Source organism: Polynucleobacter necessarius, from assembly GCF_900095175.1.
Taxonomy (GTDB): Bacteria; Pseudomonadota; Gammaproteobacteria; order Burkholderiales; family Burkholderiaceae; genus Polynucleobacter; species Polynucleobacter necessarius_I.
Genome location: NZ_LT606946.1, coordinates 1,644,898 through 1,671,496, shown reverse-complemented (window position 1 = coordinate 1,671,496; position 26,599 = coordinate 1,644,898). Strand labels below are relative to the sequence as shown.

At 46.1% G+C, this 26,599-nt stretch carries 32 protein-coding genes and 1 pseudogene; 25 read left to right on the top strand and 8 right to left on the bottom strand.

The features are described 5' to 3' along the window. Nucleotides 1-90: 90 nt before the first annotated feature. From gshA to ptsP, 5 genes are read left to right on the top strand one after another with little or no spacing between them, the layout of a single operon-like run. Entirely contained in the window at nt 91-1,389 is a 1,299-nt protein-coding gene (gshA, locus tag DXE44_RS08675) for a glutamate--cysteine ligase (RefSeq protein WP_114654080.1), read from the top strand. Nucleotides 1,390-1,414: 25 nt separating this feature from the next. Then, a complete protein-coding gene (gshB, locus tag DXE44_RS08670) occupies nt 1,415-2,356 on the top strand; it encodes a glutathione synthase (protein WP_114654079.1) in 942 nt (313 codons plus the stop codon). A 2-nt stretch (nt 2,357-2,358) separates the two neighbouring features. Then, nucleotides 2,359-2,793, top strand: coding sequence for a PTS sugar transporter subunit IIA (locus tag DXE44_RS08665; RefSeq protein WP_114654078.1), 435 nt, complete (start codon nt 2,359-2,361; stop codon nt 2,791-2,793). A gap of 8 nt (nt 2,794-2,801) precedes the next feature. Further along, complete coding sequence (locus tag DXE44_RS08660) at nt 2,802-3,071, top strand: HPr family phosphocarrier protein (RefSeq protein ID WP_015422104.1); 270 nt, start codon at nt 2,802-2,804, stop codon at nt 3,069-3,071. Nucleotides 3,072-3,073: 2 nt separating this feature from the next. After that, nucleotides 3,074-4,825: a phosphoenolpyruvate--protein phosphotransferase gene (ptsP, locus tag DXE44_RS08655; protein WP_114654077.1), complete on the top strand. Its 1,752-nt coding sequence runs from the start codon at nt 3,074-3,076 to the stop codon at nt 4,823-4,825. A gap of 4 nt (nt 4,826-4,829) precedes the next feature. On the opposite strand, the gene DXE44_RS08650 is transcribed toward ptsP, so the two are convergent. From DXE44_RS08650 to gpmA, 3 genes are read right to left on the bottom strand one after another with little or no spacing between them, the layout of a single operon-like run. Then, on the bottom strand, nt 4,830-5,582 hold the full coding sequence (locus DXE44_RS08650) for a HesA/MoeB/ThiF family protein (RefSeq protein ID WP_114654076.1): 753 nt from the start codon (nt 5,580-5,582) through the stop codon (nt 4,830-4,832). A 22-nt stretch (nt 5,583-5,604) separates the two neighbouring features. Beyond that, nucleotides 5,605-7,038, bottom strand: coding sequence for a S41 family peptidase (locus DXE44_RS08645; protein ID WP_114654075.1), 1,434 nt, complete (start codon nt 7,036-7,038; stop codon nt 5,605-5,607). 14 nt (nt 7,039-7,052) lie between these two features. Next, nucleotides 7,053-7,742, bottom strand: a complete 690-nt coding sequence (gene gpmA, locus DXE44_RS08640; RefSeq protein WP_114654074.1) for a 2,3-diphosphoglycerate-dependent phosphoglycerate mutase — start codon at nt 7,740-7,742, stop codon at nt 7,053-7,055. A gap of 22 nt (nt 7,743-7,764) precedes the next feature. On the opposite strand from gpmA, the gene DXE44_RS08635 reads away from it, so the two are divergent. The 4 genes and pseudogenes from DXE44_RS08635 (at nt 7,765) to DXE44_RS08620 (ending at nt 10,041) form a co-directional block, all read left to right on the top strand. Further along, nucleotides 7,765-8,178 (top strand): rhodanese-like domain-containing protein, encoded by a 414-nt coding sequence (locus tag DXE44_RS08635; protein ID WP_114654073.1) that lies wholly within the window; start codon nt 7,765-7,767, stop codon nt 8,176-8,178. Between the two features lie 17 nt (nt 8,179-8,195). Next, a pseudogene (grxC, locus tag DXE44_RS08630) lies at nt 8,196-8,448 on the top strand (glutaredoxin 3). A gap of 22 nt (nt 8,449-8,470) precedes the next feature. Further along, the gene (secB, locus tag DXE44_RS08625; RefSeq protein ID WP_114654072.1) at nt 8,471-8,992 is read left to right on the top strand and encodes a protein-export chaperone SecB; all 522 of its coding nucleotides are present in this window, start codon (nt 8,471-8,473) and stop codon (nt 8,990-8,992) included. A 26-nt stretch (nt 8,993-9,018) separates the two neighbouring features. Then, entirely contained in the window at nt 9,019-10,041 is a 1,023-nt protein-coding gene (locus DXE44_RS08620) for an NAD(P)H-dependent glycerol-3-phosphate dehydrogenase (RefSeq protein ID WP_114654071.1), read from the top strand. Between the two features lie 3 nt (nt 10,042-10,044). On the opposite strand, the gene trmL is transcribed toward DXE44_RS08620, so the two are convergent. Then, the gene (gene trmL, locus DXE44_RS08615) at nt 10,045-10,515 is read right to left on the bottom strand and encodes a tRNA (uridine(34)/cytosine(34)/5-carboxymethylaminomethyluridine(34)-2'-O)-methyltransferase TrmL (protein ID WP_114654070.1); all 471 of its coding nucleotides are present in this window, start codon (nt 10,513-10,515) and stop codon (nt 10,045-10,047) included. Beyond that, the gene (locus DXE44_RS08610) at nt 10,508-11,269 is read right to left on the bottom strand and encodes a ComF family protein (protein WP_114654069.1); all 762 of its coding nucleotides are present in this window, start codon (nt 11,267-11,269) and stop codon (nt 10,508-10,510) included. Before DXE44_RS08610 ends, trmL begins: the two co-directional genes overlap by 8 nt. A gap of 23 nt (nt 11,270-11,292) precedes the next feature. Here DXE44_RS08610 and DXE44_RS08605 point away from each other — a divergent pair, with 23 nt between their 5' ends. The 7 genes from DXE44_RS08605 (at nt 11,293) to DXE44_RS08580 (ending at nt 16,887) form a co-directional block, all read left to right on the top strand. Further along, complete coding sequence (locus tag DXE44_RS08605; RefSeq protein WP_114654413.1) at nt 11,293-12,096, top strand: methyltransferase domain-containing protein; 804 nt, start codon at nt 11,293-11,295, stop codon at nt 12,094-12,096. A gap of 174 nt (nt 12,097-12,270) precedes the next feature. After that, entirely contained in the window at nt 12,271-13,428 is a 1,158-nt protein-coding gene (gene coxB / locus DXE44_RS08600; RefSeq protein ID WP_114654068.1) for a cytochrome c oxidase subunit II, read from the top strand. Between the two features lie 40 nt (nt 13,429-13,468). Beyond that, nucleotides 13,469-15,088 (top strand): cytochrome c oxidase subunit I, encoded by a 1,620-nt coding sequence (ctaD, locus tag DXE44_RS08595; RefSeq protein ID WP_114654067.1) that lies wholly within the window; start codon nt 13,469-13,471, stop codon nt 15,086-15,088. Next, the gene (locus DXE44_RS11460) at nt 14,988-15,203 is read left to right on the top strand and encodes a cytochrome oxidase small assembly protein (protein WP_415065417.1); all 216 of its coding nucleotides are present in this window, start codon (nt 14,988-14,990) and stop codon (nt 15,201-15,203) included. Before ctaD ends, DXE44_RS11460 begins: the two co-directional genes overlap by 101 nt. A gap of 15 nt (nt 15,204-15,218) precedes the next feature. Further along, a complete protein-coding gene (locus DXE44_RS08590; protein WP_114654066.1) occupies nt 15,219-15,812 on the top strand; it encodes a cytochrome c oxidase assembly protein in 594 nt (197 codons plus the stop codon). Further along, nucleotides 15,809-16,003 (top strand): DUF2970 domain-containing protein, encoded by a 195-nt coding sequence (locus tag DXE44_RS08585; protein ID WP_197712874.1) that lies wholly within the window; start codon nt 15,809-15,811, stop codon nt 16,001-16,003. Before DXE44_RS08590 ends, DXE44_RS08585 begins: the two co-directional genes overlap by 4 nt. A 29-nt stretch (nt 16,004-16,032) precedes the next feature. After that, on the top strand, nt 16,033-16,887 hold the full coding sequence (locus DXE44_RS08580) for a cytochrome c oxidase subunit 3 (RefSeq protein WP_114654065.1): 855 nt from the start codon (nt 16,033-16,035) through the stop codon (nt 16,885-16,887). A gap of 59 nt (nt 16,888-16,946) precedes the next feature. Here the strand turns inward: DXE44_RS08580 and DXE44_RS08575 are convergent, their stop codons facing one another. Then, a complete protein-coding gene (locus DXE44_RS08575) occupies nt 16,947-17,159 on the bottom strand; it encodes a twin transmembrane helix small protein (RefSeq protein WP_114654064.1) in 213 nt (70 codons plus the stop codon). Nucleotides 17,160-17,179: 20 nt separating this feature from the next. Between DXE44_RS08575 and DXE44_RS08570 the strand changes: the two genes are divergently transcribed. Genes DXE44_RS08570 through DXE44_RS08550 form a run of 5 tightly spaced genes read left to right on the top strand, consistent with a single transcriptional unit; the run spans nt 17,180 to nt 21,242 of the window. After that, on the top strand, nt 17,180-17,956 hold the full coding sequence (locus DXE44_RS08570; RefSeq protein WP_231970632.1) for an SURF1 family protein: 777 nt from the start codon (nt 17,180-17,182) through the stop codon (nt 17,954-17,956). Continuing rightward, nucleotides 17,953-18,612: a hypothetical protein gene (locus DXE44_RS08565; protein ID WP_114654062.1), complete on the top strand. Its 660-nt coding sequence runs from the start codon at nt 17,953-17,955 to the stop codon at nt 18,610-18,612. Before DXE44_RS08570 ends, DXE44_RS08565 begins: the two co-directional genes overlap by 4 nt. Continuing rightward, a complete protein-coding gene (locus DXE44_RS08560) occupies nt 18,609-19,739 on the top strand; it encodes a COX15/CtaA family protein (RefSeq protein ID WP_114654061.1) in 1,131 nt (376 codons plus the stop codon). Before DXE44_RS08565 ends, DXE44_RS08560 begins: the two co-directional genes overlap by 4 nt. Beyond that, nucleotides 19,736-20,629 carry a heme o synthase gene (cyoE, locus tag DXE44_RS08555; protein ID WP_114654060.1) on the top strand — a complete coding sequence of 298 codons (894 nt, stop codon included), beginning with the start codon at nt 19,736-19,738 and terminating at the stop codon, nt 20,627-20,629. The genes DXE44_RS08560 and cyoE overlap by 4 nt, the downstream gene beginning before the upstream one ends. A 49-nt stretch (nt 20,630-20,678) precedes the next feature. Continuing rightward, a complete protein-coding gene (locus DXE44_RS08550; protein ID WP_415065548.1) occupies nt 20,679-21,242 on the top strand; it encodes an SCO family protein in 564 nt (187 codons plus the stop codon). A gap of 22 nt (nt 21,243-21,264) precedes the next feature. Here DXE44_RS08550 and rpoH read toward each other — a convergent pair whose 3' ends face one another. Together rpoH and ftsY are read right to left on the bottom strand one after the other, a co-directional pair. After that, nucleotides 21,265-22,206, bottom strand: coding sequence for an RNA polymerase sigma factor RpoH (gene rpoH / locus DXE44_RS08545; protein ID WP_114654059.1), 942 nt, complete (start codon nt 22,204-22,206; stop codon nt 21,265-21,267). An 87-nt stretch (nt 22,207-22,293) separates the two neighbouring features. After that, nucleotides 22,294-23,184, bottom strand: a complete 891-nt coding sequence (gene ftsY / locus DXE44_RS08540) for a signal recognition particle-docking protein FtsY (RefSeq protein WP_114654058.1) — start codon at nt 23,182-23,184, stop codon at nt 22,294-22,296. Between the two features lie 62 nt (nt 23,185-23,246). On the opposite strand from ftsY, the gene DXE44_RS08535 reads away from it, so the two are divergent. From DXE44_RS08535 to rsmD, 4 genes are read left to right on the top strand one after another with little or no spacing between them, the layout of a single operon-like run. Next, nucleotides 23,247-24,632, top strand: coding sequence for a M16 family metallopeptidase (locus DXE44_RS08535; protein WP_114654057.1), 1,386 nt, complete (start codon nt 23,247-23,249; stop codon nt 24,630-24,632). Continuing rightward, nucleotides 24,619-25,368, top strand: coding sequence for a M16 family metallopeptidase (locus tag DXE44_RS11095; protein WP_269460682.1), 750 nt, complete (start codon nt 24,619-24,621; stop codon nt 25,366-25,368). The genes DXE44_RS08535 and DXE44_RS11095 overlap by 14 nt, the downstream gene beginning before the upstream one ends. After that, entirely contained in the window at nt 25,295-25,954 is a 660-nt protein-coding gene (locus DXE44_RS11090) for a M16 family metallopeptidase (RefSeq protein ID WP_331851860.1), read from the top strand. The genes DXE44_RS11095 and DXE44_RS11090 overlap by 74 nt, the downstream gene beginning before the upstream one ends. Next, nucleotides 25,947-26,576, top strand: a complete 630-nt coding sequence (gene rsmD / locus DXE44_RS08525; RefSeq protein ID WP_114654056.1) for a 16S rRNA (guanine(966)-N(2))-methyltransferase RsmD — start codon at nt 25,947-25,949, stop codon at nt 26,574-26,576. The genes DXE44_RS11090 and rsmD overlap by 8 nt, the downstream gene beginning before the upstream one ends. The last annotated feature ends 23 nt before the right edge of the window (nt 26,577-26,599 follow it).

Below are 26,599 nucleotides of genomic sequence, written 5' to 3'. Positions count from 1 at the left end.
CTAGAAGTAAATTTCGGTCAATTTAGTGGGTAAAGAGGGCGGTATCTTCGGATGCCGCCCTTTGTGTTTTAAAAATCTTACAATAGTGTCATGGTCCCACATCTCATTACTGCCCTTAGCGGCCCTCTTCTCGATCTCGAGTCGAAGGTATTAGAAGCAACTCCAACGATTGAGCGCTGGTTCAGGCTTGAATGGCAGGAGCACACTCCGCCGTTCTACTGCTCAGTTGATTTACGTAATGCAGGTTTTAAGCTTGCGCCAGTTGATATGAACCTTTTCCCAGGTGGATTCAATAATCTTTCACCTCAGATGTTGCCCTTGGCAGTTCAGGCGGCTATGGCAGCCATTGAGAAGGTTTGCCCGGAAGCAAAAAATTTACTATTAATACCTGAGCGACATACTCGCAATACTTTCTATTTGCACAATATTGCACGTCTGTCTTTGATCTTGCGCCAAGCAGGTCTTAATGTTCGCTTGGGTACTTTGTCTGATGAAATTAAAAAACCAACTTGGATTGATTTGCCTGATGGCAATCGTCTCTTGATGGAGCCTTTGTCTCGCTTAGGTTTGAAGAAGCAGCGTTTAGGTTTAAAAGATTTTGATCCCTGTTCAATCTTGCTGAACAACGATTTATCAGCAGGTATTCCTCCGATCCTAGAAAACCTCCACGAGCAATATCTCTTACCAGGTCTGCATGCCGGTTGGCATGTCCGCCGTAAGTCAAATCACTTTGCAGCCTACGATGAAGTCGCCAAGAAATTTGCGAAGATGGTTGATATTGATCCTTGGATGATCAATCCTTACTTTGCTAGTTGCTCTAATGTGAATTTCCATGAGCGTAAGGGCGAAGAAGAGTTGCAAGCTGCCGTTGAGAAAGTGCTTAAGAAAACTGCTAAGAAATATCGAGAGTACGGCATTAAAGAAAAGCCTTACGTCGTAGTGAAGGCTGATGCTGGTACATACGGTATGGGTGTCATGGTGGTAAACGATCCTGCGCAACTCAAGGGTCTGAATCGCAAAGACCGCAACAAGATGAGTGTTGTTAAAGAAGGTCTTGAAGTTAGCGATGTCTTAATTCAGGAGGGTGTATATACCCTCGAGAAAGTCAATGAAGCAGTTGCAGAGCCGGTGGTATACATGATTGACCGCTATGTGATTGGCGGCTTCTATCGCGTACATACTGATCGTGGGCCAGATGAGAATCTGAACGCGCCGGGCATGCATTTTGTACCTTTGGCGTTCGAGCAAAACTCTATGCCAGATCTAGGTGCCAAGCCTGGTAGTGCGCCGCCAAATCGTTTTTATCTTTATGGTGTTGTCGCTCGCCTAGCTTTGTTAGCCGCCTCTTTAGAGTTAGAGCGTTCTGATCCTAATGCTGAAGCTGCTTAACTTTATTTGAATACTCGGATATAAGATGAACTTTCTTTTCATTGCTGATCCTTTGGAATCATTTAAGGTGAGCAAGGATTCCACTTTGGCAATGATGCGTGTTGTGCAAGAAGCGGGTCATCAACTTTGGTTTTGCGAAAGCCGCAATATTCTCTGGAGAGATGACTTTGTAGTAGCGGATTGTCAGTCGCTCACCATTAAGCCAAGTGGCACAGCATGGTTTGAGTTAGGCACCATTGAAGGCCGCCCATTAAATACTTTTAACGCAGTCATGATGCGTACTGACCCCCCATTTGATATCGAGTATCTCAATACGACTTGGTTGTTATCTGCTGCGGTTCGTCAAGGTGCAAAAGTATTTAATAATCCAACAGCTATTCGAGATCACTCTGAAAAAATATCCATCACGGAGTTTCCGGAGCTCATTCCGCCAACTTTAGTAACGCGTGAGCTGAGTGCGATTGAAGTATTTCACCAAGAGCATCAAGATATTGTCATTAAACCCCTAGATGGTATGGGTGGTATGGGCGTGTTTCGTGTAGGGCCAGACGGTTTAAACCTGGCCAGTATTGTCGAGACACTAGGTGAGAATGGCGCTCGTACTTTGATGGTGCAAAGATTCTTGCCTGAGATAGCTCAAGGCGATAAACGTGTGCTGCTCATCGGTGGCGAGGTAGTGCCATTTGCATTAGCCCGCATTCCGCAGGGGAGTGAGATCAGAGGCAACTTAGCTGCTGGCGGCAAAGGGGTGGCTATGCCATTAACGGATGCTGAGATGAAGGTTGCAGAGCGCCTTGCCCCTATTTTGAATGCCCGGGGCTTGTTCTTGGTAGGATTAGATTTAATTGGTGCTTATGTCACTGAAATTAATGTGACCAGCCCAACCTGTTTTGTAGAGATTACTGAGCAAAGCAGATTTGATGTTCCGAAATTTTGGTTAACAGCACTTGAAAAGGCATTGGCATAAAAATGGTTGGAATCGTAATTGTTGCGCACACCCCAGTCGCAAGTGCGATGCTCGGTTTTGCTGAGCATGCGTTTGGTGTGGTGCCAGAGAGAGTTAGGGCGGTTGATATTCCGCCCTATGAAGATACAAAAGCCAGTTTTGATCGCCTGTTGAAAGCGGCATATGGCGTCAATACAGGTCAGGGCGTTTTAATACTGACGGATGTAATGGGCGCGACTCCAGCTAATGTGGCATCCAAACTTGAAGCTCTAGGGCCATTATCTGGTTTAAATGCACCCGTGATTGTCTTGGCCGGATTGAATCTACCCATGCTGATGCGTTGTATTTCTCATCGTGGTGAAGGTCTCGAAGAGCTTGCTCATAAAGCACTTCTGGGTGGTCAAAATGGAATTTTGCGTTTGGGTTCTAAAACACCGCAAGTCACTACGGAGAAATAGGACTCACTATGCCTGTTGCTGAAATCGAAATCATTAACAAGTTGGGCTTGCATGCTCGGGCATCTGCGAAGTTATCCCAGCTTGCCGCAGAGTTTCCCTGTGAAATTTTCTTATCCCGTAATGGTCGTCAAATCAATGCGAAGAGCATTATGGGTGTCATGATGCTGGCCGCTGGAATTGGCAGCACAGTCACCTTGGAGACTGTTGGTGAAAAAGAAGATGAGGCAATGCAGGCCTTAACGGCATTAATTAACGATCGATTTGGTGAGGGCGAATAAGGATGACTTTTGCTTTGCACGGAATTGCAGTATCTAAAGGTGTTGCTATTGGCAAAGCCGTACTGATATCGCGTGCAGCATTAGAGGTTAGCCATTACCTTATTGAAGCTGGCAAAGAAGACGCTGAGGCCAAAAAGTTATTAGACGCTTTTGAGCAGGTACGCCTTGAGTTGGCGCAATTGCGTCAAAGATTGCCTAAAGATGCGCCACAAGAAATGGCCGCATTCTTAGATGTGCACGGCATGATTCTGGCAGACCCAGCTCTAGCGGAGAAGCCGATTAAATTAATTCGTACGCAAAGGTTGAATGCCGCTTGGGCCTTAACAACCGAGCTCAATGATCTTTTGGAGCAATTTGCAGAGATTGAGGATGCGTACTTAAAAGAGCGTGCCAACGATATTCGACAGGTAGCTGAGCGTGTAATTAAAGCTTTAAATGCTCAGAAAAAAGACCCTTTACATGATGCCGATTTTTTGCCTGCAAGCGATATTGGTGTTGAGTCAATTATTGTTGCCCATGACATTGCCCCCCATGACATGCTGCGTTTTAAAGAACATGCTTTTACAGGGTTTGTAACAGATCTTGGTGGTAAAACCTCTCATACCGCTATTGTTGCGCGCAGCATGGAGATTCCTGCGGTAGTCGGTGTGCGACATGCCAGTGAAATGATTCGTCATGGCGATTGGTTGATATTGGATGGGGAGCATGGGGTTGTCGTTGTTGTGCCCGATGAACAACTTCTTGTTGAGTATCGAAAGCTACAGGCCCAAGCTTTAAAAGACGCTCGCAAACTAAAGCAGTTAAAGCACGCCAAGACAGAAACAGCTGATCGTGTTCAGATTGAGTTATTTGCCAATATTGAGTTGCCTGAGGATGCTATTCAGGCGGTGAAGTTGGGTGCTGTAGGTGTTGGCTTATTTCGGTCTGAATTTTTATTTATGGATCGCAAGCAAGCTCTCCCCGATGAAGAGCAGCAGTATCAAGAATATCGTCGCGTAGTCGATTTAATGCATGGCTTGCCCGTCAATATTAGAACTATTGACGTTGGTGCTGATAAGGCCTTGGGCGGTGGAGGTGATGTTTCTCAAACGGGTGCATCACCACTGGGATTGCGTGCGATTCGCTGGTCTCTGACTGAGCCGGAAATCTTTTTAACGCAACTCAGAGCTATCTTGCGCGCATCAGCCCATGGCCAGGCGCGCATTATGATTCCGATGTTGGCTCATGTTAAAGAGATTGACGAAACATTTAGATTGATTGAAAAAGCAAAGCAGCAGCTACACCAACGCGGGAAGGCATTTAATCCCAATATTCAAGTTGGCGCAATGATTGAAATTCCTGCGGCTGCTTTGATGCTGCCCTTATTTATTAATCGATTCGACTTTCTTTCTATTGGCACGAACGACTTAATTCAATACACCTTGGCAATCGATCGGGCAGATCATGCAGTTGCACATTTATATGATCCGCTTCATCCTGCTATTTTGAATTTGCTATCAAGCATCATTGATCAAGCTAAGCGCGCGGATGTTCCGGTTGCCGTTTGTGGCGAGATGGCTGGAGACCCTACGTTAACAAAGCTATTGCTCGCGCTCGGGCTGACAGATTTCTCAATGCACTTTAGTCAGTTGTTGTTAGTTAAGCGGGAGGTCTTAAAGGCAAATGTAGGTCTATTAAAAGCCCGCGTTCCTAGAGTTCTACGTGCCTACGAGCCCGAAGAGCAGGCTAAAGCATTGGAGCGATTGCTCTCTTAATTCCCTAGTGTTGGGAGCCGCAAACCTTGCATGCGGGATTTCGAGAAATACGAATCTCATCAATCTGAGTATTGAGTGCATTCCAAAGCAACATTCTTCCCACTAAAGGCTGACCAAAGCCAATTAATACCTGGAGTGCTTGGGCTGCTTGCATCGCGCCAATAATGCCCACTAGAGGCGAGAAAATGCCCATGCTGGCACAGCTGACCTCCTCAAACTGTTCTTCTGGAGAAAAAAGACAGGCGTAACAAGGAGATGTGGCATTACGGAAGTCAAAGACGCTTAATTGACCGTCAAATTTGAGTGCGGATCCAGATACAAGAGGCACCTTTTGGTGAAAGCAAGCTGCATTGATGAGCTGACGAGTAGCAAAGTTATCCGTGCAATCTAGAACAAGATGCACCGTTGGCAAAACTTCTTTTAATAAATCCTCAGTTGCCTTCTCTGCAATTGTATTAATCATGAGGGTAGGATTAATACTTTGCAAAAATTGTTTACCAGATTCCACTTTACTTTTGCCAATGGAGTTCTGGCTATGCATGATTTGTCGCTGCAAATTAGTGAGCTCAACTTTGTCATGATCAACCAGCGTTATTTTTCCAACGCCAGCCGCGGCTAGGTAAGGCGCAGCAGCACTTCCCAGTCCGCCAGCACCAATGATGAGGATGTGTGAGCCAAGAAGTGTTTCTTGGCCAGCAACATCAATTTCTTCTAATAGTAAATGCCGCGAGTAGCGAAGTAGCTGCTCATCATTCATATGTATACCTCATTGCTAGAACTTACTCTAGCTTAGAGGCCGAGCGTTTTACAGGCTCACCATTGATAAACGCAACTGCCTGAGAAAGCATGAAGTCATCTGCACTACCAAGTTCGATAGGCTTCTTAGACTTTTCTTTTTCTTTCTCTTCAGGAGTCTTCTTGGCATTTTTTTCTTCAATGCGTTGTAACTCTTCGAGACGACGTTTTTCACGATCAGCAACGAGTTTTTCTTCTGAAGATTGCTTATTGCGTAAATGTTTTTCACTGTCGATTTCGCGAGTAATCAACACATCATTGGGATCGCCATCTTTATTTTGATCAACCGCGATGTCAGGCTTGATGCCGTAAGCTTGAATCGATTTACCACTCGGCGTGTAGTAATAGGCCGTAGTAATTTTTAATGCAGACTCATTTGTGAGAGGGCGGACGGTCTGAACAGAGCCTTTGCCGAAAGTGGTTTTACCGATAATGGTGGCGCGTTTGTAATCCTGTAATGCGCCAGCCACAATTTCAGAGGCAGAAGCAGAGTAGGCATTGACTAAAACTACCATTGGCAATTTTTTATACATCTCAGGCACACCAGCTAAAGGATCGCCAGGCTCACTCAGGCGATACATGGCTGGCGTTGCATTGAACACCTGATTTGAATCGGCTGTTTGACCTTTAGTGGAGACGATCACGGCATCTGTCGGCAAGAAGGCTGCTGCAACACCAACTGCACCTTGTAACAAGCCCCCACCATTATTTCTGAGGTCAAGAATGATGCCCTTCATCTTAGGGTCTTGAGTGGCAAGGTCGCTTAATTTTTTTGCTAGATCAGGAACGGTACGCTCTTGAAGGCTTGTGACTCTTACCCAGGCAATGTCGTTATCCAGAATTTTGGCTTTAACGGATTGCACCTTAATTTCAGCGCGAGTAATGGTTACTGGAAAGCTGCGCTCTTCACTTTTGCGAAAGACCGTCAAAGTAATTTTTGTCCCCGGCGTACCGCGCATAGTGCGCACCGCTTTATCTAGAGACATGCCACGAACAGGCTTGTCATCTAAGTGGGTAATGAGGTCCCCGGCTTGCAGGCCAGCGCGTGCAGCAGGGCTGTCTTCAATGGGATTGAGTACTTTAACAACGCCATCTTCTGAAGTGATTTCAATACCAAGGCCAGCGAACTTGCCGCTAGTTTGCTCTTGCATCTCAGAAAAATCTTTTTTATCAAGATAGGTGGAGTGCGGATCAAGACTACTCACCATGCCCTTGACCGCATCAGTTAGTAACTGTTTGTCTTCAATTGGCTCAACATACTCACGTTTAATTTGGGCAAACACATTTGATAGTGTGCGCAGTTCATCTAAAGGTAGCGTCGTGCCTTGCTGGGCAGTAGCAGAGGGTTGGATGGTAGCTGCAACCCCGGCGATGAGGCCAACAGAGACTAGGGCTAGGTTCTTGAAAAATACGCGCATGTTTCTGTTTTACCTTAATCCAAATAAAAATGCTGAATGGGTTTGAGATTGTCATCGAGCTCATAAACAAGCGGGATGCCATTGGGAACATTTATTTCCATAATGTCTTCGTCGGAAACCTGGTCGAGATACTTAATCAAAGAGCGGATGCTATTGCCATGTGCAACGATTAATATGCGCTTACCTGCTTTGAGGGCGGGAGCGATAGATTCATTCCAAAGAGGCAATACACGCTCGACGTTATCTTTAAGGCACTCGCCCAAGGGAATGTCAGAAGCATTGAGTTTTTCGTAACGTCGATCATTCTGCGGATTACGTTCGCCACCCTTTTCTAGGAGTGGTGGACGCACATCGTAGGAGCGTCGCCAAATATGAACCTGAGCGTCTCCATACTGTTCAGCAGTTTCAGCTTTATTAAGGCCAGTGAGGGTGCCATAGTGACGTTCGTTTAGTCTCCAGCTATGGACTACGGGCAACCACATGAGGTCCATGGTGTCCTGAACATGCCACAGGGTGCGAATCGCTCTTCTCAGTACCGAGGTGTAGGCCAAATCAAACTCATAGCCTGCTTTGCGGAGATTTTCTCCTGCTGCTAGGGCCTGTTCTGTGCCTTTTGGGGTTAAGTCAACGTCCGCCCAGCCAGTGAAGCGGTTTTCAAGGTTCCAGGCGGATTCGCCATGACGAATAAGGACAAGTTGTTTCATAGAGCCATTCTATAATCCGGTGATGAACTTTCTCACGCAAATTGATAATCTAGCGCTTATCGCCCTCTTGTTTGTTTCGGGCGCAGCGCTCTTCCTCCCCACATTATCTACGCTTATTAGCGGAAAAGGTTTATCGCCTTCGGAGGCAACTATTTGGATTAATCGCCGAAAAGCAGCTGTTTTGGACTTGCGTCCAGAATCGGACTTTAAAGCGGGTCATCTGCCTGGATCTAAGCATATCTTGGCCGACCGAATCTCTACTAGACTCGACAAGCTCAAACTGGACCGCAAAAACCCGGTCATTTTGGTCTGTCAATCCGGTGTGAGCGCCCGCAAAGCGGTTCCAGAGCTCAAGAAACTGGGATTTTCTGAGGTTGCGGTTTTGGACGGCGGCGTTCAGGGTTGGCAAGCTGCAGCCCTCCCATTAATCAAATAATTTAGCAGGTTTTAGATATGCCACCAGTCATGATGTACAGCACCCAAGTTTGTCCTTACTGCGTTATGGCAGAGAAGCTTTTGCAAAAAAGGCGTTACAAATCTAGAGAAGATCTTGATTGATCGCGATCCTGCGCAGCGCGAAATTATGATGACTCGGACAGGCCGTCGTACTGTGCCGCAAATTTATATCGGTGAAACCCATGTTGGTGGTTATGACGATCTAGTGGCCTTAGATCGCGCCGGCCAACTTGATCCACTATTAGCTTAAAAATTTACTCAGAAAGTTCTCCATGACTGATCAAACTACTTCCGCTCCAGACGCAGCTGAAAATTCAAAAGAGCCTGGTTTCCGCATTCAACGTATTTACCTTAAAGACTTGTCTTTAGAGCAGCCACACGCACCGCAAATTTTATTGGTCGCAGCTGAACCTCAAGTAGAGGTTGAAGTGGATGTTGCTATTACTCGTTTGGGTGATGAGATTTTTGAGGTTGCCTTAATTGCGACAGTAACTGCCAAAGTAGAGGCCAAAGTACTCTTTTTGGTTGAAGCAAAGCAAGCGGGTATTTTTGAATTTAGCAATATTCCTCCAGAGCAAATTGATCCCATGTTAGGCATTGCATGCCCAACGATTTTGTATCCTTACTTGCGCTCGAATATTGCTGACACTATCAGCCGTGCTGGTTTCCAGCCAATACATTTGAATGAGATTAACTTCCACGGTATGTACGAACATCGCCTTATGCAGGCTGCACAAGCTGCCGCAACGGAAGGTGGCTCTACCGATGAAAGCAAAATCATTCTCCCTCATTAAGCTGATTTAGGTAAAGCTCTCAGATCATGAAAGTGACGCTGCTTGGAGCTGGTTCATGGGGCACTGCTATGGCCGCGCAAGCTGCGCGCCATCTTCAGTCAGGCGATGTTTGTTTGTGGTCACGAAGCCCTGAGCAGTTAGAGGGTATTCGGAAGTCAGGTGAAAATGCCGACTACCTGCCTGGCGTTATCTTGCCCAAGAGTCTGCAATTAGAAGCCAGTTTTGAGCACGCTATCGAGCGCCTCTCAGAAAAAGATCTTCTGGTGATTGCTACGCCAATGTCGGGTTTGTCAGAAACAGTGGCGCATGTATTGCGCCTTGCAAAGCACCCACTCAATATTGTTTGGTTATGTAAGGGGTTGGAGCCCAGCACTACTTTGTTGCCACACCAAGTGGTAGCACGCGAAGATCAGTTACATAGTCATGGCCTTCAGCATTCTTACGGCGCTTTATCCGGACCCAGTTTTGCCCAAGAAGTTGGCAATGGAATGCCCTGTGCATTAACAATTGCTAGCAAATCAAACGCTTTGTGCGACATTGTTCAGGGTGCTTTCCATCACGGCAATATGCGCATCTATGCGAGCGATGATTTGGTTGGCGTTGAGTTGGGTGGTGCTATTAAAAATGTTTTAGCTATCGCTGCCGGCATTGGTGATGGCTTGGATCTTGGTCTTAATGCGCGCGCTGCAGTGTTAACTCGTGGCCTTGCAGAAATGATGCGTCTAGTAAAGGCGGCCGGCGGCCGACCGGAGACCTGCATGGGATTAACTGGTGTTGGCGATTTGATTTTGACTGCAACTGGTGATCTCTCGCGTAATCGTCGTGTTGGTTTGGCGCTTGCTGCAGGAAAACCTTTACCTGAAATTTTGGGTAACTTAGGACATGTTGCTGAGGGCGTACTGTGCGCCTCGGCAGTCGGAAATTTGGCGACTCGCTTGGGTGTGGAAATGCCAATCACCGCCATGATGAGCGAAGTCTTGTCTGGAAAACTCTCACCGCATGAAGCAGTGAAAAAACTGATGGGACGCAACCCCAAGGTTGAGGCTTAAGTTTTAACCTCCGCCAAGCAATCCGTTTTGGCGCCATGCTTCATAAACCACAATCGCTACCGTATTTGAGAGATTCAAGCTGCGACTACTGTCTTGCATTGCCAAGCGCATTTGATTGGGTGTGGGGATTGAGTTTCTCACTTCGTCAGTAATACCTTTGGTTTCTGAGCCAAAAATGAAATAGTCATTTGGCAAATAGTTGCCATCATGAAACTTCCCAAATCCTTTGGTAGTCAGAGCAAACATTCTCTCGGGCTGAGGTTTTTCATCAAGCAGAAATTGCGGCCAGTTTTTATGAACTTTTACTTTGGCGAACTCATGATAGTCCAGCCCTGCTCTGCGAAGTTTGGCATCCTCCATAGGGAAACCAAGCGGCTCGATGAGGTGTAACTTTGCGCCCGTATTTGCGCACAGGCGAATGATGTTGCCTGTATTGGGTGGAATTTCTGGTTCGAATAAAACAATGTTAAACATACGTAGATCTTTGTGATGGACGAAGTGTTCTTAGTAAAACCCAATTAATAACACGAGATGCCCCATTGTCCTTCAATATGCGCGCGATTTCATTTAAGGTTGCTCCGCTAGTCATCACGTCGTCAAACACAATGACAGAGGCGGACTCTAGTTGTCCCTGGTACTGCGGGTTGATATAAAACATATCTTGAATGGCAATTTGACGACTAGCACGATTCCCTTGAGCCTGATGCTGCGGGCTGTGATGGCGCTTCAAGATGTGTGGGTTTTTATGAATGCGTTTATCGCAACTAATCCGTCTAGCTAACTCCCAACTTTGATTAAAGCCTCGGGCACAGAATTTTTCTTGGCTCAGCGGTACCGGAAGAAGATAGTCTGCTTGAGCTTCTATAGAACTCTTTGCAAGCAGGGCATTCCATGCGGATGCTAAGCCATGTGCATATGCAAGTCGACGCTGATATTTCAATTGATGCAATGCTGATTGCAGTCTGCCATCATATCGATCAAGGCAGTAAGTTGCATCAAAGTAGGGTGGCTTAGTACAACACTCTTGGCAAGTGTTTTCTTTTAGCTCGTCCACTTGAAGAGTAAGGCCGCATTGCTGGCAGCATTCGTAATTCAATAACTGCTCTGATTTCAATATGGAGGCGCAATTCTTGCAGAGAGTGAGTTGCTGAAATGTGCCGCAAATAATGCAAGCGCTGGGTAGAAGGTGAGAACAGACTGCCTGGAAAATATTCTCTATTGGATGCATGGGCTGCTGAGTATACTGAGCCAATGACCCAATCAATCAGATGGCTTCAGGATGAAATTGCAGGCTGCATGCTGCAAAAATTAGACATCGTGAAGTTGGAGGCAAAGGATGTATTGTTGATTCCAGATTTCCCTGGAGCGCATGCCCCTTTTCTGACAAAACGTTTTCCTGGAATTCGTTTTCATAGTGCGCCAGAAAGTGAGCTATCGAGTTTCGATTTATATAAATTGAGGTTGACTCGTTTTTGGAATTCCAAAATGAAATCTTCTGCTGTAGTTTCTCTAGATGACTATATGAGAACGGGAAGTATTAATCTCCCTAGCAATTCTGTAGATTTAGTAGTGAGTGTTCTATTGATTCAGAATTTGGCTGACCCTAAGCATTTCTTGAAGGAGTGCTGGCGAGTGCTTAAAGAAGGTGGCTTGCTGACATTGAGTTATCTTGGCCCCGATACCGCTAAAGAACTCAAGTCTGAATCCTTGGCTCAACAATTGCCAACTCGGAACTTGCCTAGCCCCTGGGATATGCACGATATGGGGGATGCTCTCTTGGGTGAGCGTTTTTCTGATCCCGTAATGGATATGGAGTTTTTAAAGCTGGATTACGACTCAGATGCACTGCTGCTATCAGATGCCAAGGCATTAAATCTGCTCGCTGTAGAAGATAAAAATGATGCTCAATTCACTCAATTGCCCAGCAAACTCACTTTAGAGGTGGTGTATGGACATGCTTGGGCTTTAGGTAAGCACCTTGCCAAACCACAAGATCATGTTGCCTATATTGATCCAAATCAAATCGGACGCAAGATTAGCAATGATTCTGCTTAAGTGTGAGTGCTTACTATCTTTTAAACCATTGTCAAGATTGAGTCAGGCATGGTTAATCCCGTTTGTTGTTGAGCAACCCTATAATCACGCCTAGAAGAATTGCTTGATACCGTTTTTTTGGGCTTTCTGAGGCTGTATTGCCGCAGAAGTTCACGACAATAAACAGAGAATAAGATGAATTTATTTGGAAAAGTCACTAGGGCTTCGCTCTATTTAGTAGCAGCCTTTGGCGCGGCGCTTGCGCAAGCCGCTGAAGATATGCCAGGCGGCCCAGCCGTGAATCAGCTGAACTTCACTGCCCCTGCAACAAAAATCATGCAAGAAATCCATTGGTTGCATTGGATGATGTTGATTATTTGCGCTCTTATTTTTGTGGGTGTTTTTGGGGTGATGTTCTATTCCATCCTCAAGCATCGCAAATCCTTAGGTGCTAAATCTGCCTTTTTCCACGAGAGTACGACTGTTGAGATCATTTGGACAGTGATTCCATTGTTGATTGTGATCGGCATGGCTTTGCCAGCAACAAAAACTGTTGTTGCGATGAAAGACACTACGAATTCAGATATCACTATTAAGACCACTGGGTACCAGTGGAAGTGGGGTTACGACTACATCAAAGGCGAAGGCGAAGGCATTAGCTTTTTATCTACGATGTCTACTTCACGTGAAGCGATCAATAATTTAGAGCCTAAATCCAATACCTACTTGATGGAAGTGGATAACGAAATGGTTGTGCCTGTTGGTAAAAAGATTCGTCTGATTACTACAGCTAATGACGTCATTCACTCTTGGACTATCCCTGCGTTTGGCGTGAAGCAAGATGCGATTCCTGGCTTTGTACGCGACACTTGGTTCCGTGCAGAGACCATCGGTAAATTCCGCGGTCAATGTTCAGAGTTGTGTGGTGCTGAGCATGCCTTTATGCCTATTGTGGTCAACGTTGTTTCACAAGACGACTACACCAAGTGGGTAGCAGAGAAGAAAAAAGAAATGGGCGCGGCCTCTGATGACCCAACTAAGGTTTACACCTTGGATGAGCAAAAAGAGCGTGGTGCCAAAGTCTATGCAGCCAATTGCGCAGCATGTCATCAGCCTAACGGTAAAGGTGCGGGCACATTCCCAGCGCTTGATGGTAGCAAAGTGGTGCTTGGGCCAAAAGCTGGTCAATACAACATTCTTATCAATGGTAAGGGTGCGATGCCAAAGTGGGCTGGCGTGATTTCTGATGGCGATATTGCTGCTGTGATGACATATACCCGCAATGCATGGGGCAATAAGACAGGTGAAATTATTCAGACCCAAGATATTGTCTCTGCACGCGCAGGCAAGTAATTTGTTTATTAATACAGATCAAACTAAACCGGAGTAATCCATGAGCACAGTCTCTACCACCCACGATCACGCACACGACCACGCGCATGACGATCACACGCCACATGGCTGGCGTCGTTGGTTGTTTGCAACCAACCATAAAGACATCGGCACGATGTACCTCATCTTCTCATTCGTGAGTTTGATGGCTGGTGGTGTTATGGCTTTGGGAATTCGTTTGGAATTATTCCAACCAGGTTTGCAGTTCTTGCGTCCTGAGTTCTTTAACCAATTAACTACCATGCACGGTTTAGTGATGGTGTTCGGCGCAATCATGCCGGCATTCGTTGGTTTTGCAAACTGGATGATTCCTTTGCAAATCGGTGCATCCGATATGGCCTTTGCCCGTATGAATAACTTTAGCTTCTGGATTCTTCCGGTAGCTGCTTGCTTATTGTTCGGCTCATTCTTAGCTCCTGGCGGCGCTCCTGCAGGCGGTTGGACTTTGTATGCTCCGTTGACTTCGCAGATGGGCCCAGGTTTAGACATGGGTATTTTTGCACTCCACTTATTGGGTGCTTCTTCCATCATGGGCTCGATTAACATCATCGTAACCATCTTGAATATGCGTGCTCCTGGCCTGACATTGATGAAGATGCCAATGTTCTGCTGGACTTGGTTGATTACTGCTTATTTGTTGATCGCTGTAATGCCGGTATTGGCTGGTGCAATCACCATGGTTCTTACAGACCGCCATTTTGGTACTTCTTTCTTCTCCGCAGTTGGCGGTGGTGACCCAATCATGTTCCAGCACATTTTCTGGTTCTTCGGTCACCCAGAGGTTTACATCATGATTCTTCCAGCGTTCGGAATCATCAGTGAAATCGTTCCTGCATTCTCTAGAAAAACATTGTTTGGCTACAGCTCCATGGTTTATGCAACTGCATCCATTGCGATCTTGTCATTCATTGTTTGGGCTCACCACATGTTTGCAACTGGTATGCCAGTAACAGGTCAGCTGTTCTTTATGTACGCAACTATGTTGATTGCCGTTCCAACTGGCGTGAAGATTTTTAACTGGGTTGCAACTATGTGGAAAGGTTCGATGACTTTCGAAACTCCAATGTTGTGGTCTGTTGGTTTCATCTTCGTATTTACGATGGGTGGTTTCACAGGTTTGATTTTGGCAATGGCCCCAATTGATATTGGTGTACAAGATACTTATTACGTTGTTGCCCACTTCCACTACGTATTGGTAGCAGGCTCATTGTTCGCAATGTTTGCTGGCTTCTACTACTGGTGTCCAAAGTGGACTGGCTACATGGCTAATGAAACTCGCGGCAAGATCCATTTCTGGGCTTCCATGATTTTCTTCAACATCACCTTCTTCCCAATGCACTTCTTGGGCTTAGCAGGTATGCCACGTCGTTATGCTGATTACCCAACTCAGTTTGCTGATTTCAACATGATCGCTTCGATTGGTGCGCTTGGTTTTGGTTTGGCACAAGTGTATTTCTTGCTCTTTGTTGTCTTGCCAGCTTACAACGGTAAAGGCGAAAAAGCGCCAATGAAGCCATGGGATGGTGCTAAAGGTTTGGAGTGGACAATTCCATCGCCTGCTCCACATCACACATTTGAAACGCCTCCTGATGCTAAAGAGTTGCATGCTGCAGGAATCTAAATTGGCCGCACACAAATCCCAATCTGCTAGCAATCGCAGATTGGGTTTTATCCTTTTAAGCGTTGCCCTGGTTTTCTTTGTTGGTATCGTAATTAAACGGAGCGTACTGAGTTAAGGCCCTTACATAATCATGTCTGCTATCGCCTCCGTTAACCGCCAAATCTTGCTGAAGCTATTGATCGCTTCTGTGATGATGTTTGGTTTTGGATATGCGCTAGTGCCGATGTATAAGGCCTTGTGTGAAGTGACTGGCATTAACGTAGTCACCAGCAAGAATGACTACGGTATCCGAGCTTACAGTGCAAACAAGGTAGGCAATACCCAGGTCGATTATTCCCGCAAGGTAACTATTGAGTTTGACTCGAATAGTCGCGGCCCATTTACATTTCGCCCGGTAAAGAACTTTTTAGAAGTGCATCCAGGAGAGATGGCGGAAATTGTTTACGAAGTAACAAACAATTTGAATCGTCCTGTTGATGCGCAAGCAATTCCAAGTTATGCACCTAAAAGCGCCATGGAGTTCTTCACCAAATTAGAGTGTTTTTGTTTTCAGCAGCAAACCTTGGCAGCTCATGAAATGAAAAAGATGCCTGTCCTGTTTGTGATTGATGCGGGACTACCTGCGGATGTGAAAACGATTACCTTGTCGTACACCTTCTTTGAGTTAGGCGTTGGTCAGCAGCCAGCAGGCTCAACAACTCCTAAATCGAAAACGACGTCATGAGTAAGAAAAGTACTTTTATGCAATCCATGATCGCTGTATTGTGGGCTTTTTTGGGTGTGCGTAAGAAATCAGGATTGCAGGAAGATGTAGCTTCATTAAGTTTTGTCCATATTGTTATTGCGGGAGTTTTAGGTGCCTTGATTTTTATGGGCGTACTCCTCTTAATAGTTAAAGCAGTTGTGTCCCATTGATTATTTTTTGATTGAATAGAGAGAATAAGATGTCATCCAATTCAACCCCTTACTATTTCGTTCCTGGGCTATCCAGTCATCCAGCATCTGCAGCTTTAGGCTTGCTTGCTTTTGGCGCTGGAATGTCTGGCTGGGTAAACCATGCAGCCTGGGGTGGCCCAGTAACTGCAGTTGGTGTGCTCTGGGTTTTGTTCGTGCTCTATAACTGGTTTGGTGACACGATTGCCGAGTCTAATGCTGGCAAAAACGGTGTAAACGTAGATATCTCCTATCGCTGGTCAATGGCTTGGTTCATCTTCTCCGAGATTATGTTCTTCGGAGCATTCTTTGCGGCTTTGTTCTATGCGCGTAATATTGCGATGCCTTGGATGGGTGACGTCGAAAGTAAATTACTCTGGCCTGATTTCACGGCGGTTTGGCCTAATGATGGCCCAGCAGGCTTGGTAGAGAAATTCACGACCATGGGCCCATGGCCAATCCCAACTATTAATACTTTGTTGCTCTTGAGTTCAGGTGTAACAGTTACCTATGCTCATCATGCGCTTCGTGAAAATCACATGAAGAAAGCCATCAATGGTTTGGCTGCAACTGTTGGCCTTGGTATTATCTTCTTGGGCTTTCAGATGTATGAGTACTACCATGCATATCATGCCTTGAACTTAAAGCTCACTTCAGGCGTATATGGCTCAACCTTCTTTATGTTGACTGGCTTCCATGGCTTCCACGTATTCCTGGGTGGCTTAATGTTAGCTATTGTGTTGCGTCGAATGATTCGTGGTGACTTCACTGCTGAAAATCATTTTGCGTTTGAAGGTGCCGCTTGGTACTGGCACTTCGTTGACGTTGTCTGGCTTGGTCTCTACATCGCTGTTTACTGGATGTAAGGAAATAAAAAATCGGGGCGTTAAGCCCCGATTTGTTTTGGATTGCCGTTTTTATTTTGTTAGTTTGCTCCCACCCGAACACCAGTAGCTTCAATATAACCAAAGTAGTGGGCAATCAATATGCCAAGAAACAGAACTATTGAAAGTCCAATACGCAGCATGAGAGACTGAACCATTCTTGAGCTCCCGCCTTTGTCTTTCATCATGAAGTAGAGAGCAGAGCCCAAGCTCCCTACAATCATTAGCAGTGCAACTGGAATAATCCAGTTCATCTCAAAATACCCCCGTGAATATGTTTTCTAGCTTAATTACTAGTCGTATAGTCGCTACTTTATCAGCCCTTCTGGTGATTTTAGTGGGCTGTGGAGCTGGTATCTGGCAGCTGAATCGGGCTGAGCAAAAAGTTCGCCTGGGCGAATCTCTGGCCGCCAAACTGGAAATGCCCGTACTTAACGCTAATGCCGATAGCTTGAGCTTAGAGCAGGCTTCAGAGCGTCGTATTCTTGCTCGTGGCCGCTTTATCCCAGCTGAGGCTATTTGGCTCGACAACCGTCCTCGCCCCATTCCAGAGGGTGGATCTGGTTCTTCTGGGCAATCAGGCTTTTATGTGATGATGCCCTTGAAATTAGATGGTCAAGAAGCTGTTCTTTGGGTTAATCGAGGCTGGGCGCCACGTAACAATCAAGATCGTGTTGTACTCCCTCCAGTCAAGACTACTGATGAGCCTGTGACTATTGAGGGTGTTGCTTTTCCTCACCCAGGAAGGGTTTATGAATTGGGACAAAAGGGCACTGCAAAAGCGATTCCTAGAATTGAGCAAAATTTTGATTTAGCGCTCGAGGCTCAAAGTCATGGGTGGAAGCAGTTGCCATTTATTGTTCGTGAATCTGATTCGGCTAAAAAAGATGATTTAGTCCGAAATTGGCCCTCTCCAACAAATGGAGTCGATCACCATTATGCTTATGCCTTTCAGTGGTTTGCTTTGGCATTGGCTGGATTTTTATTTTGGCTCATCAATGGGCTCATGAAATATCGGCGAGAGCTAGCGGTAAATGGAGATAGAGTGTGAGTGATAAAGAGTTATTGATCCCAGCTTCACAAATGGATTCATCGGCGATTAATGCGCAGACTCGTCGGGGTCGACTGCAAATGCTATTTTTATTGCTTGCATGCGCAGCACCGGTTATCGCCTCCTATTTGGCGTATTACGTTTTTAAGCCAGAAGGCGGTAAGACCAATTTCGGAATCCTTGTTCAGCCTGTGCAAGATGTGAATCCTGCTTGGTTTGACATACCCTTTAATGGCAAATGGACTTTGCTAGTGGCTAGACCAGCTGGTGAATGCACCACTAAAAATGAATCTTGCCTTGAAGCCTTATTTTTGATGCGTCAATTGCGCGTTGCAGTCGGTCGCGAGAGTAGTCGCGTTCAGTTAGTTTGGGTGAATACAGATGGTAAGCCGGTAGACCCAGAAGTCTTGTTGGCCTATGATCAGAAAGTGGCAGGTTTTCAGGTTTTGAGTTTGCCAGCAGATGCCAAGCTAAAGGAGGAGTTTGATGCTTGGCTTAATCGTGAAGGCGCTGGTCAGAAAATTCAGTTGATTGACCCGAGCCCGGCAAAAATGATGGTTTTCCCAGTGACGAATTCTCCAAAAGAATTTGGCAGCATCAAAAAAGATCTCGAGAAACTACTGCGCCTCAATCGCAAGGGTGAGAAGTTGCAATGAGCGGTGCATTATTGCTTTCGGAGTTGGCTGCAATTGCAATTGTCTTTGCAGGTCTACCTTTGCTCTATCTCTGGACTAGGTCGAGATTTAATTTTTTCCAAAAGCTCAATTGGGTTTTGGTCTTCATGACTTTTGACTTAATTGTCTTTGGTGTCTTTACCCGTCTCACAGACTCGGGTTTAGGTTGCCCTGATTGGCCTGGATGCTATGGCACATCTAATCCATGGCATGCAATTGGTGAGATTCAATTGGCTGAAGCCAATATGCCTACTGGCCCCGTTACTGTGATCAAGGCTTGGATTGAAATGATTCATCGCTATTTAGCAATGACGGTTGGCGCATTAATTTTGATTCAGGTAGGGGTAGCTTGGAGTAAGTTAAGAAGCTTGGGCAAGTGGCCTTTATTGGGTAGTCTCGGTCTGCTGGTTTTGGTGTGTATTCAGGGGGCGTTTGGTGTTTGGACAGTAACACTCAAGTTGCAACCCATTATTGTGACTATCCACTTAATGCTGGCTTTAGTTTTGCTGGCCTGTTTAACGGCTTACGCACAGCAAGAGTGGGAAGATAAAACCTCTTCAGTAGCCCTCTTGCAGATAAAGCCGCTTTCTGCGAAGTTGCTTTTATTTACTTCAGTCGTCTTATCCATCCAAATCTTTTTAGGTGCGTGGGTAAGTACAAATTACGCTGTATTAGCTTGCCCTGATTTTCCAACTTGCCTAGGCACTTTCATGCCTGAAACAAATTGGCAGGAGGGCTTCACTCTGTGGCGTCAGTTAGGTCTGAATGCACAGGGTGAATCTATTTCCCCTGTTGCTTTGCAAACAATCCATTGGGCGCATCGCGTGTTTGCTGTGGTTGCCATTGCAGCTTTAAGTCTTCTCGGAATCAGCGCTCTCCAGTTAAGTTATCCCGCATTACCTAGAATGAGTAGCATTGCCAAGTTATTGCTGGGCTTATTAATTCTTCAGGCGCTGACAGGCATTTCCAATGTGGTCTTCCAGTGGCCCCTGCTTGCCGCTTTACTGCATACCGCTGGTTCTGCTGCATTGATGTTCTGTTTGGTTCGCCTAGCGCAGTGGTCGACCTGGAGTGCTCCCATTCGTATTAAGATGGTCAAATCATTATGAATAGTCCCACTTCATCTACACCTATAGCGATGCCGCGTTGGCGTCAATACTGGGTGCTTACCAAGCCTCGCGTCACTTTGCTCGCTGTTTTCTGTGCAGTGATTGGAATGTTCTTGGCCACCCCTGGTATGGTTCCTTATCCAGTGCTGATTGGCGGCATTGTGGGTATCTGGTTATTGGCAGGTGCAGCTTTTGCAATGAATTGTTTAATTGAGCAAGCCATTGATGCCAAGATGAAGCGCACTTCTTGGAGGCCATCTGCAACTGGTGAAGTAACCCCTTTTCACATTACTGTTTTCTCGATCGTTCTTGGCAGTTTGGGAATAGTCATCCTATGGAGCTTCTGTAACCCATTAACGATGTGGCTTACCGTAGCAACCTTTGTGGGTTACGCCGTGATTTATACCTGGTTACTAAAGCCTGCTACACCACAGAATATTGTGATTGGTGGACTTTCTGGCGCCATGCCACCTGCCTTAGGTTGGGCTGCCGTGACTAATGGCTTATCTGCCGAGGCTTGGCTCTTGGTGCTCATTATTTTTGTTTGGACTCCGCCGCACTTTTGGGCGCTTGCCCTATATCGTCGCGATGACTATCTGCAAAGTGGTTTGCCGATGCTACCAGTGACTCATGGTGAGCGCTTTACGCTACTCAATATTTTGCTGTACACCTTGATCTTGATTGCTGCTACTTTGTTACCTTACATTTACGGCATGAGTGGGCTGGTGTATTTGATTTCCGCAATCATATTAGGTTTGATGTTCCTTGCCTATGTGGTTGCCTTGTTTGTTTCTTATAGTGATGATCTCGCGAAAAAGACTTTCCGCTTTTCGATAACGTATTTGTCTTTGCTATTTGCAGCACTATTAATTGATCACTATTTCATTTGAGTTGATTATGAATTTATCTACACGCTACCTTCGTCTCACCCATATCTTGATGTTGTCGCTTATCGGCTTGACTCTAGTAGCTTGTAGCCCCAAGCAGAGTTTCAAGAATGTAGACATCACGGGTAGCAAGGCATTTGGTACAGAATTTAGTTTGCTTGACCCCGATGGCAAAGTGCGAACGCTGGCTGACTTCAAAGGCAAGGTGGTTGTGATGTTCTTTGGTTATACGCAGTGTCCAGATATTTGTCCTACGACCCTGACTGAGATGCAGCAAGTGATGACTCTCTTAGGGTCTCAGGCAGATAAGGTGCAAGTGCTATTTGTCACGGTCGATCCCGGGCGAGATAGCGCAGATATCTTGAAGCAGTATGTGCCTGCATTTGATTCGCGCTTCTTAGGTCTACGTCCAGCAGACGAGGCAGCTTTAGAAAAGGTCACTAAGGACTTCAAGATTTATTACAAAAAAGTTCCTGGCACTAGCCCTGGTTCATACACCATGGATCACACAGCTGGAAGCTATGCGTTTGACCCAGCAGGGCGGTTGCGCCTCTATATCAAGCATGCGCAAGGTCCAGAGACCTTGGCACAAGACTTGAAGGAATTGCTGAAGTAAAGGGTTGGGAAAGCGAGGCTGCTTAAGCAGCTTCAGCTTGTAAGAGGCTGCGCATCTTTTTGAGAGCAGCAGTCTCAATCTGACGAACACGCTCTGCAGAGATGCCATATTCACTGGCGAGATCATGCAATGTCTTTGTGCCATTACCATCTGCGTCCATTGCTAACCAGCGGGATTGCACAATATTGCGACTACGCTCATCTAAAGCCATGAGTACTTGATCCAGCTGCGGGCCATGTAGTGCATCGGTTGCAGCAGCAGCTATCATCTCGGTAGGCTCTTGACTGTTGTCTGCTAACCATTGAATTGGTGCATAGGCAGACTCATCGTCCGTGTCATCACCCTCTAAGGCAACATCACCACCAGCAAGACGCATTTCCATTTCTTTAACGTCAGAGCCTTTAACATCCAGGGCCTTGGCTAATGCCTCAACTTCATTGGGAGTCAGCGCAGCTAAAGTAGGTTTGTTGCTGCGTAAATTAAAGAACAACTTACGTTGCGCTTTAGTTGTAGCAACTTTAACCAAACGCCAATTCTTGAGAATGTACTCATGAATCTCCGCCTTAATCCAATGGATTGCATAAGAGACTAAGCGTGCACCTTGGTTAGGGTCGTAACGTTTTACAGCCTTCATCAAGCCGATATTGCCTTCTTGAATGAGGTCGGCATGCGGAATGCCATAGCCTAAATACTGACGAGCAACAGATACCACCAAGCGAAGGTGTGAGAGAACCAAAGTTTTTGCGGCATCTACATTTTCAGTACGACGAAATTCCTGCGCAAGGTGCAGCTCTTCTGCGGCGCTGAGCATGGGTACGCGATTCACGTATGAGATGTAAGAGTCGAGCGTGCCAACCCCAAGGGAAGGCAGCATCGGAAAGGCAAGCGAAGCCGCAGCAGTCTGCGCTGCTGGCAACGTTTGCCTTGCTTGCAATTGCGGTTTGTATGCTTTCTTTTGAACCATTTTCTTTTTTTAGGTATTAATAAGGTTCCATTATAGCACTCTTGTCAAGAGAGTGCTAATGGTTTTTTACTTCTACAAGTCTTTGATTTAATTGAATAATTCGGATGAATATTGGGCGGCAGTGAAGGGGGCTAAATCATTAATTCCCTCACCTTTGCCAAGGGCTAAAACTGCTGGTTTTGACCCATCATTGAGGGTGTGAGCCAGTGCGCAGATCACTCCACCTTTGGTAGTGCCATCTAACTTAGTCACGATTAAGGCGGACAGCCCTAAAGCAGCATGAAAGGCCTTTACTTGGCTTAAACTGTTTTGACCCGTATTGCCATCAAGAACTAGCAAAGTCTGGTGAGGGGCCCCAGGAAGGGCCTTGCCAATCACTCTTTTAACCTTCTTCAATTCTTCCATGAGATGGTCTTGAGTGGCTAATCTGCCGGCAGTATCAATAATCAAAATATCGCTCTTGCGAGACACCGCCGCATGAATCGCATCATGCGCCACGGCTGCAGCATCACCGCTTTCTTGCATGATGACGTCAACTTGGTTGCGGCCACCCCATTCTAGGAGTTGATTGCGTGCAGCCGCTCGGAAAGTATCGCCTGCTGCTAGCAAGACGGATTTACCTTGAGACTGAAAGAGTTTGCAGAGCTTGCCGATCGTGGTGGTCTTACCAGCGCCATTGACGCCAATCACTAGCCATATTTCCGGGGTGGTCTTTTGTTCATGCACATATAAAGGGTTCGGGCTTGGCTCCAAAGGCTTTAAGAGGCTTGCCACCTCTTGAATGAGTAGTTGCTTCAAGTCTTCAGGACTACTAGCCTTTTCTGATTTGGCAGCCTTACGAAGTTTGCTAATCAGTTGTTCAGTCGTAGGCAGACCCACATCACTCAGAATGAGAGATTCTTCTAGGGTATCAAACCAGGCTTCATCAGTCTGATTCGATTTGAATAGGGATCCGAGGGTTTTACGTAAGCCGAACATAATCGATACAATTTAATCCTTGCATCTTATCAATTAAATTCTTGGGATAGGTGATCTTACAGATGCGCTCCACTTTATTGCGTTTTTCTTTCTTTTTGCTGATCTCTTGCTCAGCCGCATGGGCAGCCCCTGAAGGTGCCCCATCCAATACCCATGAGTTTGTGCTTTCCAATGGTCTGAAGTTGATTGTGCGCGAAGATCATCGGGCGCCTACGGTCGCGCATATGGTTTGGTACCGTGCCGGCTCGATGGATGAGGTTAACGGCAAAACTGGGGTAGCCCATGTGCTTGAGCACATGATGTTCAAGGGCACTGACAAAGTGAAGTCAGGTGAGTTCTCTCGCTTGGTTGCTGCGGTAGGCGGTCGCGAAAATGCATTTACCTCTCGAGATTACACGGCCTACTTTCAGCAAGTTGAAAAGTCTAAGTTGGATGAAGTCATGAGGCTAGAAGCCGATCGCATGTCTAATCTCAATTTTGATGATGCGGAGTTTTTAAAAGAAATTCAGGTGGTGATGGAAGAGCGTCGTTTGCGCACTGAAGATAACCCCACCAGTTTGCTATATGAATCACTGATGGCTACTGCTTTCATGAGTTCGCCTTATCGTCACCCAGTAGTTGGCTGGATGAATGATCTAGTCAATATGAAGGCTGCTGATGCACGGGATTGGTATCGTAGTTGGTATAAGCCGAATAATGCAACAGTAGTGATTGCTGGTGATGTTGAACCTCAAGCCATTTTGCAAGCAGCGGAAAAATATTATGGAGTTGCTTCTGCGGGAGAGTTGCCAGATCGCAAGCCCCAGATTGAACCTCCGCAAAAAGGTATTAAGCGAGTCCAGGTTAAAGCACCCGCAGATAGCGCACAGCTGGCAATGGCCTGGAAGGTTCCCAAGCTACAAGTGGGTAAGCTAGATGATGATGAGCCTTATGCATTGGAATTGTTGGCTGCGGTGCTTGACGGTTATGACAACGCACGCCTGAATCGAGTATTAGTAAAGCAAGAGCGCGTAGTCAATGATGTGAGTGTCAGCTACGACTTGGTCTCAAGAGGCCCAGAGCTTTTTTTGATTAGCACCAGTATGGCTAAAGGAAAAACAGTAGAGCAGGCTGAGAGCAGTATTCGGAAGGCTCTGAAAGAAATTGTCGATAAAGGCATTCTGGAATCGGAGCTCAAGCGCATTAAGGTACGCATTCTGTCTGATCAGATTTATAAGCGCGATTCGATCTTTGGTCAGGCAATGGAAATTGGCAGCACAGAGATGGCGGGATTTTCATGGAGAGATATTGATGTGATATTGGATAAGATGCAAAAAATCACTCCCATACAAGTTCAAGCCGTTGCAAAAAAATATTTGGTAGATGAGGGTCTGACTATTGCAGTGCTAGATCCGCAGGGACGTCAGTCCGCTGAGAGCAAGCAAGGGGTTAATCATGCTGCTAAATAAATTGATCAAGCAAGTTTGTCTTACATTCGCACTGATAGCAGGAGTCAGTACCTCTGCCCATGCGATATTGCCAATTGAAAAATTGGAATCATTCAAGGGAGCGCAGGCCTATTTAGTTCAAACCAAATCGCTACCGATGGTCGATATTGAAATCAGTATTGATGCAGGCGATCGTTATGATCCATCGGCCAAGAGTGGTTTAGCTACTGTGGCTGGGCAGTTGATGAACTATGGCGCCAAGTCAGAGAAGGGTTTGTTGAATGAGGCACAGATTGCTGATTTAGGTGCAAACCTTGGGGTCTCTGTCAGCGGAGAGCGTGCCATCATGCGCATTCGGACTTTAAGTCGCAAAGATTTGCGTGATCGCGCCGTTCAATTGGTATCAGCCATGTTGAGTGCACCTACTTACGATGCCAAAATCTTAGCCCGTGAGAAGCAAAGAATGACTACGGCATTGTTAGAGTCGGAGACAAAGCCGGAGTCAGTATTGGATCGTCGTTTTAGAAAATTGGTATATGGCGACTATCCCTTGGCTAACTCGCCAACGGTGCAAAGTATTGCCAACATCAATGCTGCTGATTTGCAGCAGTTTCATAAGCAGCTCTACCGTGGTGATCGGATGATTGTCAGCATTGTTGGTGATGTGAGTAAAGTCGAGGCCGCTGAAATCGTTCAGGGTTTATTGCAAAGAGTGCCTCAGTCTGGGCCCTACTATTGCCAAGCTGCCAGAGTTTAAGCGCTCACCAGTAGAGCCTTTAAGTCAACGCGAAGTCACTATTCCATTTGATTCGCAACAAGCGCATATTGCTATGGGAATGACAGCGGTCACCCGTAGTAACCCAGATTATTTTCCATTGTTGGTTGGGAACTATGTATTGGGTGGCGGTGGTTTTGTATCGCGTCTGATGTCAGAGGTTCGCGAGAAGCGCGGCCTTGCTTATAGCGTGTTTAGTTATTTTGCGCCCGGTAAAGATGTGGGGATATTTCAGGCGGGTGTACAGACCAAGAATGATCAAGCTACTTTGGCCCTTGAAGTGATGAGTTCTATCATTGGACAATTTATTGCTAACGGCCCTACGCAATCTGAACTTGATACAGCTAAATCAAATTTAATCAATGGTTATCCTTTAAGGATTGATAACAACCGTAAGCTGCTTGATAACGTTTCATCTATTGCTTGGAATAATTTGCCGCTCGATACGATGGAGGTGTGGACTAAACAAGTAGAGGCGGTGAGCTTAGAGCAAATTAAGGCGGCATTCCAAAAATACTTAGCCATGGATCGGATGAAGATTGTGGTGCTAGGGGCTAAAAATAAATAAGCCAACAAAGTCTGCTTCATTAGGCAAGCGCCCAGAGCCTCCTCAGAAAATTCGCATTATTGGTGGAGTTTGGCGCAGTCGTTTATTGAGTGTGTTGGATTTACCTGGCCTCCGTCCGAGCACTGGTCGTGTTCGTGAGACTTTGTTTAATTGGCTAGGGCAGGACTTGGTAGGATTAAGTTGTCTGGATTTATTTGCTGGTACGGGTGCATTGGGCTTTGAGGCCGCCTCTAGACAGGCGCATGCAGTCACGCTATTAGAAAAAGATAAGAAGGCTCATGCCAAACTCTTGGCTAATTTTGCGTTGCTTCAGTCATCTCCTGCTGCTGGGCAGGTACAGATTTTGCATAAAGATAGTCTGGAGTTTTTAAAGCAACAGGCTGATCGGTCCAGTAATTTGATCTTTATTGACCCCCCCTTTCAGGAGGAGGGCTTATTAAATCAAGCTTTAGTAGAAGCAGCTCGCGTTTGCGATGACAGTGCCGGCGGGGGAATTTACGTCGAGTTTCCCTCTAGTCGCTCACGGGATCAGATTGAAGCCCTAGTACCCGAATGGCATTGCGGGAAATACCTAGAGGCTGGGCAGGTAAAAGCTTGTCTATTTCGCTCTAAGAGGGGCTAAACTCTTGGCTGTAGCTGAAAAAG

Coding starts and splice junctions, on each gene's coding strand:
- gshA (WP_114654080.1), top strand. CDS start 91: ATGGTCCCACATCTCATTACTGCCCTTAGCGGCCCTCTTCTCGATCTC.
- gshB (WP_114654079.1), top strand. CDS start 1,415: ATGAACTTTCTTTTCATTGCTGATCCTTTGGAATCATTTAAGGTGAGC.
- DXE44_RS08665 (WP_114654078.1), top strand. CDS start 2,359: ATGGTTGGAATCGTAATTGTTGCGCACACCCCAGTCGCAAGTGCGATG.
- DXE44_RS08660 (WP_015422104.1), top strand. CDS start 2,802: ATGCCTGTTGCTGAAATCGAAATCATTAACAAGTTGGGCTTGCATGCT.
- ptsP (WP_114654077.1), top strand. CDS start 3,074: ATGACTTTTGCTTTGCACGGAATTGCAGTATCTAAAGGTGTTGCTATT.
- DXE44_RS08650 (WP_114654076.1), bottom strand. CDS start 5,582: ATGAATGATGAGCAGCTACTTCGCTACTCGCGGCATTTACTATTAGAA.
- DXE44_RS08645 (WP_114654075.1), bottom strand. CDS start 7,038: ATGCGCGTATTTTTCAAGAACCTAGCCCTAGTCTCTGTTGGCCTCATC.
- gpmA (WP_114654074.1), bottom strand. CDS start 7,742: ATGAAACAACTTGTCCTTATTCGTCATGGCGAATCCGCCTGGAACCTT.
- DXE44_RS08635 (WP_114654073.1), top strand. CDS start 7,765: ATGAACTTTCTCACGCAAATTGATAATCTAGCGCTTATCGCCCTCTTG.
- secB (WP_114654072.1), top strand. CDS start 8,471: ATGACTGATCAAACTACTTCCGCTCCAGACGCAGCTGAAAATTCAAAA.
- DXE44_RS08620 (WP_114654071.1), top strand. CDS start 9,019: ATGAAAGTGACGCTGCTTGGAGCTGGTTCATGGGGCACTGCTATGGCC.
- trmL (WP_114654070.1), bottom strand. CDS start 10,515: ATGTTTAACATTGTTTTATTCGAACCAGAAATTCCACCCAATACAGGC.
- DXE44_RS08610 (WP_114654069.1), bottom strand. CDS start 11,269: ATGCATCCAATAGAGAATATTTTCCAGGCAGTCTGTTCTCACCTTCTA.
- DXE44_RS08605 (WP_114654413.1), top strand. CDS start 11,293: ATGACCCAATCAATCAGATGGCTTCAGGATGAAATTGCAGGCTGCATG.
- coxB (WP_114654068.1), top strand. CDS start 12,271: ATGAATTTATTTGGAAAAGTCACTAGGGCTTCGCTCTATTTAGTAGCA.
- ctaD (WP_114654067.1), top strand. CDS start 13,469: ATGAGCACAGTCTCTACCACCCACGATCACGCACACGACCACGCGCAT.
- DXE44_RS11460 (WP_415065417.1), top strand. CDS start 14,988: ATGGTGCTAAAGGTTTGGAGTGGACAATTCCATCGCCTGCTCCACATC.
- DXE44_RS08590 (WP_114654066.1), top strand. CDS start 15,219: ATGTCTGCTATCGCCTCCGTTAACCGCCAAATCTTGCTGAAGCTATTG.
- DXE44_RS08585 (WP_197712874.1), top strand. CDS start 15,809: ATGAGTAAGAAAAGTACTTTTATGCAATCCATGATCGCTGTATTGTGG.
- DXE44_RS08580 (WP_114654065.1), top strand. CDS start 16,033: ATGTCATCCAATTCAACCCCTTACTATTTCGTTCCTGGGCTATCCAGT.
- DXE44_RS08575 (WP_114654064.1), bottom strand. CDS start 17,159: ATGAACTGGATTATTCCAGTTGCACTGCTAATGATTGTAGGGAGCTTG.
- DXE44_RS08570 (WP_231970632.1), top strand. CDS start 17,180: ATGTTTTCTAGCTTAATTACTAGTCGTATAGTCGCTACTTTATCAGCC.
- DXE44_RS08560 (WP_114654061.1), top strand. CDS start 18,609: ATGAGCGGTGCATTATTGCTTTCGGAGTTGGCTGCAATTGCAATTGTC.
- cyoE (WP_114654060.1), top strand. CDS start 19,736: ATGAATAGTCCCACTTCATCTACACCTATAGCGATGCCGCGTTGGCGT.
- DXE44_RS08550 (WP_415065548.1), top strand. CDS start 20,679: ATGTTGTCGCTTATCGGCTTGACTCTAGTAGCTTGTAGCCCCAAGCAG.
- rpoH (WP_114654059.1), bottom strand. CDS start 22,206: ATGGTTCAAAAGAAAGCATACAAACCGCAATTGCAAGCAAGGCAAACG.
- ftsY (WP_114654058.1), bottom strand. CDS start 23,184: ATGTTCGGCTTACGTAAAACCCTCGGATCCCTATTCAAATCGAATCAG.
- DXE44_RS08535 (WP_114654057.1), top strand. CDS start 23,247: ATGCGCTCCACTTTATTGCGTTTTTCTTTCTTTTTGCTGATCTCTTGC.
- DXE44_RS11095 (WP_269460682.1), top strand. CDS start 24,619: ATGCTGCTAAATAAATTGATCAAGCAAGTTTGTCTTACATTCGCACTG.